Genomic DNA, 7,298 nt, shown 5'->3' on the forward strand with positions numbered 1-7,298 from the left:
TAGCTTCCTACTTTATCTAGATAAATAATATATAAGCATATATATGGACCACAGCTTTAGGTTATTACAGTTCTATTCGGATATTTGGTTGCTGAAACAACTAAAATGCTGGCCTTATAAAAACGCATCCATATGCAGAATTCTTTATTTTGGGGTTAGGTTCATTACACATTTAGTTTGATAAGAAAAAAATTATTTATGATAGATACTTTTTAGATTTGTTCTTAAGTTTCCTATATCGCTCTTAAATGAACCTAGTTTTCATTGTTAGTAGATAAGCCTTATTGTTATGTGAAAGTAACGTTGTTGGCTTAACAATAAATTTACAAAATAGCATACATCCAAAATATGTACACAAGGTCTTTTAAATCTGACATTAATATTCTTTGCTATACAGAATAGGCTACTACATGCACTATTACGTGCAAGTTGAAATTAGGCACTTGAAGGGTTTTTTTTATGTTGTGAAATGTTTTACGTACAACAACTCGATCATTCAGCTATATTGTGCACGATACTGGGCAATTGAAAAAAGCACATGATTATGCTTAACTTTTCAGAAGCATGTTGGTATAGTTGGATTAATCTTATGGATGGAACTGTTCATCCAAATGAATTTGTCCTTAATGGAAATGATAAAGGGAAAGTCGGTAGAGCGTATAACAGTAAAAAAAAGAAATTCATAACAGCTGTTCAGCTATTAGATAACATGAAAAAAATAAAGAATGTATGCTGTGATAACAGATGACTTGTCTGCTCTATCTCTTGAGTATATATTGATTCCTATCAGTCGAGATCCTGAATTTATGTCCCATAATTGTATAGGATATAGATTTTTGTAAAAGCATAGGATACTACCCAAATTGAAACTAATAATAAAATGAATTTCAGGGATTACCTACTATGATTCGTCAAGTCGGATGGTGTATCAGAACGGCTGAATCACGGCTAGCCTTTCATGACTTTAATAGTTATTTCTAATGCGTTTTGTTGCAGAAACAACAATTTCTAAAGCAAGTCTTTTATTTTCACTAACCTACAGTAAAAAAGATAGTTGGGTTTGATAAAATATATCAAAGAGAATTTACAGGTAATTAACCGCTGACCTTGGAAACATTTTGTTCTACACATAAAAAAGGTGCTGTAAGTTTACATAATGGAACACTGGTACCCGATTATTTTTCTCTTACTATTTTTTCCCATTTCCAGGAACTAGCAAGAGATTCTTCTAAAGAATATTTAGGAGTCCAACCTAAAATGTTACGTGCTTTATCTGTTTGGGCGTAAGCTTCAACTACGTCACCTGCTCTTCGGTCAACGATTCTATAATTTAGCGTTACACCGCTTGCTTTTTCAAAGGCTGTAATTACTTCCATGACCGTAGAACCAGTTCCCGTTCCTACGTTAAAAACTTCAAAGTTCTCTTTCGCTTTTTTATTTAATAATCGAGAAAGAGCAGCAACATGAGCTTTTGCTAAATCTACCACATGAATATAATCTCTAATGGCAGTTCCATCCCTAGTGGGATAGTCATTTCCATACACAGAAAGTTGTTTTCTTAAACCTATAGCTGTTTGAGTTATATAGGGAACTAAGTTTTGTGGCACACCTATTGGCAATTCGCCGATTTTAGCACTTTGATGAGCACCTATTGGATTAAAATATCTCAGCGCGATGGCCTTTAAATTTGGTTTTACTTTGCAGGTATCTCTTATAATTTCCTCCCCTATTTGTTTCGTATTTCCATAAGGTGATTCGGCTGGTTTTATCGGGGCATTTTCTGTAACTGGTAATTGCTCTGCTTGTCCATAGACGGTACAAGAAGAACTAAAAATCAAACTAATATCATTATTTTGGATGTTTTGAAGTAAGTAGACTAAGGCATTGACATTGTTTTCATAGTATAATAGAGGACTATTGACACTTTCACCAACTGCTTTAGACGCTGCAAAATGAATGATGCCTTCAATAGGATTGTGTCTTTTGAAAAATGCGTGTAGCGCCTCTTTATACCTAACATCTATCTTTTCAAATGTCGGTCGTATCCCGGTTATTGAAGTTATATTGTCTAATACGTCTATGGATGTATTAGATAAATTATCTATGATAATTACTTCATAACCCTGCTCTTGTAGTTCTACCACTACATGAGAACCTATATATCCTAAACCTCCAGTAACTAATATTTTCATGGTTAGTAAACTTACAATTTATTATGAAGTCGTTTGAATAAAAAGGGCTGCCATTTCTGCAGCCCTTTAGATAATTCGATAGAGGAAGATTAATCTCTTAATAACCCTCTTGAAATGACTATTTTTTGAATCTCGCTGGTTCCTTCATAAATCTGTGTGATTTTAGCATCTCTCATTAATCGCTCTACATGATATTCTTTTACAAAACCATTGCCACCAAAAACTTGCACTGCCTCTACTGATGTATCCATCGCTGTTTGAGAAGCAAAAAGTTTTGCCATTGCACCACTCATATCATAGTTACGACCTTGGTCTTTATCCCAAGCGCTTTGCATTACTAAGTGACGGGCAGCAGTAATATTGGTATGCATGTCAGCAAGTTTAAAAGCAATAGCTTGATGATTGCATATTTCCGTACCGAAAGATTTTCTGACCTTAGAGTAATCTCTGGCTAGTTCGTAAGCTCCAGAAGCAATACCTAATGCTTGTGCAGCAATACCAATGCGACCTCCAGAAAGTGATTTCATCGCAAATTTAAAGCCGAACCCATCTTCTCCTATTCTATTTTCTTTAGGAACTTTTACATCATTAAAAATTAAAGAATGGGTGTCACTACCGCGTATTCCTAATTTATCTTCCTTAGTACCTACTTCAAAGCCGTCCCAACTTTTTTCTACTATAAAAGCGTTGATTCCTTTATGTTTCTTTTCTTTATCAGTTTGAGCTATTACGATGTAATAATCTGCACTGTTGCCATTTGTGATCCAATTTTTTGTACCATTAAGAACGTAGTGGTCACCTTTGTCTATGGCAGTTGTCTTTTGAGAAGTTGCATCACTTCCAGCTTCTGGTTCAGAAAGACAGAAAGCACCTAGTGATTCTCCTGTAGTAAGCTTAGTGAGGTACTTTTCTTTTTGAGCTTCATTTCCATACGTATCCAGTCCCCAACATACGAGCGAATTGTTAACAGAAACGATTACAGATGCACTCGCATCAATTTTAGAGAGCTCTTCCATAACTAGTACGTAAGAAATAGTATCCATTCCACCACCTCCGTACTTAGGAGATGCCATCATTCCCATAAAACCAAGTTCTCCCATTTTTCTTACTTGTTCTGTAGGGAATTTTTGTAGGTTATCTCTTTCTATAACACCAGGTAAAAGCTCTGTTTTTGCAAAATCTCTCGCTGCATCCCTAATCATCAAATGTTCTTCTGTTAAGCCAAAATCCATTTATTCTTGTATTTTTAGTTATTTTTCCGTTGTGCAAATTTAATGCTATTCTTTACCATTTTCAATATCTTTGACTAATGAATCATCAGTACTATAAGGTTTTAGGAGTCATGTCTGGTACGTCTCTAGACGGAATTGATATCGCACATGTTACTTTAGTATACAAAGAGACTTGGAGCTTTGAGATCCATATAGCAGAAACCATTCCTTATACGCCAGAGATAAAAAAAAAGCTGGCATTAGCTATAACTTATGATAAAGCTGACATAATCAGTTTTAATCAGGAATATACGGCATACCTCGCGGTGCAGATCAATACTTTTATAGAGAAAAACGGGCTCAACAATTTGTTAGCTGTTTGTTCACACGGGCACACTATATTTCATCAGCCAGAAAATAAATACACGTTACAATTAGGGAACCTTCCACAGCTGGCTCAACTTATTAATCAGCGAGTTATTTGTGATTATAGAGTTCAGGATGTAGAGTTGAATGGTCAGGGCGCTCCTCTGGTACCCATAGGAGACCGATTGCTTTTCGGAGCTTATGATTATTGTTTGAATCTGGGTGGTTTTGCAAACATGAGCTTTGAACAAAATGGGCAGAGAATGGCATACGATATATGCCCTGTAAATGTTGTTCTCAACCATTATTCTTTAAAGTTAGGTGAAGAGTATGATTCAGGTGGCGCTTTCGCGAAAGCAGGAACCTTACAAATCTCACTTCTAGACCAATTAAATGCTTTAGACTTTTATCATCAAAAAGCACCTAAATCTCTAGGGATGGAATGGGTAAATCGGAATATATTTCCTATTCTTGATCAGATTGAAAATATTTATGATATTCTGGCTACCTATACAGAACACGTCGCGTTACAAATTGCAAAGCACTTAAAAGAAAATAAATCCTTATTAATAACAGGAGGAGGTACATTCAACACCCATTTACTAGAGTCTTTAGAAAAGCACACCACCGCAAAAATTATCATTCCAAATTCCATTATTGTAGAAAATAAAGAAGCATTAATCTTTGCGCTGTTAGGAGTTTTAAGATTTCGCAATCAAAACAACTGTTTGGCTAGTGTTACAGGTGCAGATCACGATCATTGTAGCGGGCGTATTTATCTGCCTTAAGAAATTCTAAAAATGTTAGTTTCCACTTGCAGCTATCTTATATTTGTGCAAAGACATATAGGTATATGAAAGAACTTCTTAAACGTTACGAAAATGCTAGTCCAGAAATCGTTTTCCACTGGAATGATCCAGAAACAGATGCCGAAGGATGGACAGTTATCAATAGTTTGCGTGGCGGAGCTGCCGGCGGTGGTACTAGAATGAGAAAAGGACTTGATAAAAATGAAGTGCTTTCTCTTGCTAAAACTATGGAAATTAAATTTACCGTTTCTGGTCCTGCCATAGGTGGAGCAAAGTCGGGTATTAATTTTGATCCACAGGACCCTCGTAAAAAAGGAGTTTTAGAACGCTGGTATAAGGCAGTTTCTCCTTTGTTGAAGAGTTATTACGGTACGGGCGGGGATCTTAATATAGATGAGATTCACGAAGTTATTCCTATGACAGAAGATTGCGGCGTATGGCATCCTCAAGAAGGTGTCTTTAACGGCCATTTTTCACCAACTGAGGCAGATAAAATCAATCGCATAGGTCAATTGCGTCAAGGTGTAATCAAGGTAATTGAAAACCCGTCATTCTCTCCAGATGTTACTAAAAAATATACGGTTGCAGACATGATCACTGGTTACGGAGTTGCAGAAGCGGTAAAACACTTCTATAATATTTACGGTGGAGATGTAAGGGGAAAGCGCGCTATTGTGCAAGGATTTGGTAATGTAGGAAGCGCAGCTGCTTTTTACCTTTCCCAAATGGGTGCCAAAGTGGTAGGAATTATAGATCGTGTAGGTGGATTGATTAATGAAGACGGTTTTAGCCATCAAGAAATTACAGAATTATTTCTCAACAAGGATGGAAACACATTGAGAGCCAAAGAATTGATTCCTTTTGAAGAGGTAAACGATCGTATTTGGAAAATAAAGACAGAAATTTTTGCTCCTTGCGCAGCATCAAGACTCATTTCTAAAAAACAAATAGACCAGATGATCTCATCAGGACTAGAAGTGATTTCTTGTGGTGCAAATGTACCCTTTGCAGATAAGGAAATTTTCTTCGGTTCTATTATGGAACATACAGATGAGCAGGTAAGCTTAATCCCGGATTTTATTTCTAATTGTGGAATGGCAAGAGTATTTGCCTACTTTATGGAACGTCGCGTTCAAATGACAGATGAGGCTATCTTTAACGATACAAGTATAACCATACGCAATGCTATTCAAAATGCATTTAATAGTAACAGCTCAAAAAAACAAATCAGTTCTACTGCATTTGAAATAGCACTTAAACAAATAGTTTGATGAAATATTTTTTAGGTAACAGTCCTAAGTGGTTCAAGTTGACCATAATCGCCTTTTTAATTTTTAATGTAGCAGGTTACTTTACCTTAAGCGGGATGTTGATGGGTTGGATACTCATAGGCGAATTTATTTTTTGTCTGGCCATGGCTTTAAAATGTTATCCACTACAATCAGGTGGATTGCTAGCCATACAGGTGCTTTTATTAGGATTAACTACACCTGGTGGTCCAGGATTAGAGAGTGGAGTTTATGCAGAAGTTTCTCAAAATCTTGAGGTAATTCTTTTGTTAGTTTTTATGGTAGCGGGTATCTATTTCATGAAACCGCTACTCATGTTTATTTTTGTAAAACTCTTTACAAAAATTAAGTCAAAACTTCTTTTATCACTGGTGTTCGTTTTAATTTGTGCGCTCTTATCAGCTTTCTTAGACGCACTCACCGTAACAGCAGTATTGATAAGCGTAGGAATAGGTTTTTACAATGTTTATCATGAAATCCACTCCAGTGATTTAGACTTAAATAAAGACAATACTTTAGACCGCAAGCAGTTGAGTGGAGAAGCACTAGAGGAATTTCGCGCTTTTTTACGTAGTCTAGTAATGCACGGTGTTGTAGGTACTGCTTTAGGTGGTGTGTGCACTATTGTGGGAGAACCGCAAAATCTATTAATAGGAGGTAAATTAGCGGCTGCAGGAATTATAAGTGTGGACAATCAATTCATTGAATTTTTTCTGAAGATGGCTCCTATAACTATTCCTGTTTTGATTGCTGGTGTAATAACCACAGCTGTTCTAGAAACTACAAAGACATTTGGTTTTGGTCAGAAAATGCCTCCTATAGCGAGAAATATTATAGAAGCATGGATGGAAAAGAGAGACAAAGAACGTACAGCTAAAGAGAAATATGCACTTGTAGTTCAAGCGATATCTGCTGCGTTATTAATTACAGGTCTTGCTCTTCACATAGCCCCAGTAGGGTTTATAGGATTGGGATTAATCGTTATACAGACTGCCTTTATAGGAATTACCGATGAGCACAGTATAGGAAAAGCCTTTGAAGAGGCACTTCCTTTTACAGGTTTGTTAGTGGTGTTCTTTGTAATAGTTGCGATGATTCACGACCAGCATTTATTTGCACCTATTATAGGATGGGCTTTGGAACAGGACGCTAGCAGCCAGCCGGCCATATTTTATTTGGCAAACGGATTCTTGAGTATGCTATCTGACAATGTATTTGTGGCAACTGTTTATGTTAATGAGGTGAGCAATGCTTATGAAGCAGGAGTAATTAATAAGGAACAATACGAGCACCTAGCCATAGCGATAAACACAGGGACTAACTTACCTAGTGTGGCTACTCCAAATGGTCAGGCGGCATTCTTATTTTTATTGACCTCTGCTTTAGCACCTTTAATAAATTTATCATACGGTAAAATGGTGAAGATGGCAT

At 36.4% G+C, this 7,298-nt stretch carries 5 protein-coding genes; 3 read left to right on the forward strand and 2 right to left on the reverse strand.

Annotated features, from left to right (window positions below; translation table 11 throughout):
* Positions 1-1,175 precede the first annotated feature (1,175 nt).
* Positions 1,176-2,192, reverse strand: coding sequence for a UDP-glucose 4-epimerase GalE (gene galE, locus ACJAT0_RS11780; protein ID WP_415181813.1), 1,017 nt, complete (start codon positions 2,190-2,192; stop codon positions 1,176-1,178).
* Positions 2,193-2,281: 89 nt separating this feature from the next.
* Positions 2,282-3,424, reverse strand: coding sequence for an acyl-CoA dehydrogenase (locus ACJAT0_RS11785; RefSeq protein WP_374002416.1), 1,143 nt, complete (start codon positions 3,422-3,424; stop codon positions 2,282-2,284).
* A 77-nt stretch (positions 3,425-3,501) separates the two neighbouring features.
* On the opposite strand from ACJAT0_RS11785, the gene ACJAT0_RS11790 reads away from it, so the two are divergent.
* The 3 genes from ACJAT0_RS11790 to nhaB form a co-directional block, all read left to right on the forward strand.
* On the forward strand, positions 3,502-4,557 hold the full coding sequence (locus ACJAT0_RS11790; protein WP_415181814.1) for an anhydro-N-acetylmuramic acid kinase: 1,056 nt from the start codon (positions 3,502-3,504) through the stop codon (positions 4,555-4,557).
* Between the two features lie 65 nt (positions 4,558-4,622).
* Positions 4,623-5,849, forward strand: a complete 1,227-nt coding sequence (locus tag ACJAT0_RS11795) for a Glu/Leu/Phe/Val dehydrogenase dimerization domain-containing protein (RefSeq protein ID WP_415181815.1) — start codon at positions 4,623-4,625, stop codon at positions 5,847-5,849.
* Positions 5,849-7,298 (forward strand): sodium/proton antiporter NhaB (nhaB, locus tag ACJAT0_RS11800; RefSeq protein WP_415181816.1); only part of this gene is annotated, 1,450 nt, incomplete at its 3' end. The genes ACJAT0_RS11795 and nhaB, both read left to right, overlap by 1 nt.

The organism is Nonlabens sp. (assembly GCF_047636915.1).
Taxonomy (GTDB): Bacteria; Bacteroidota; Bacteroidia; order Flavobacteriales; family Flavobacteriaceae; genus Nonlabens.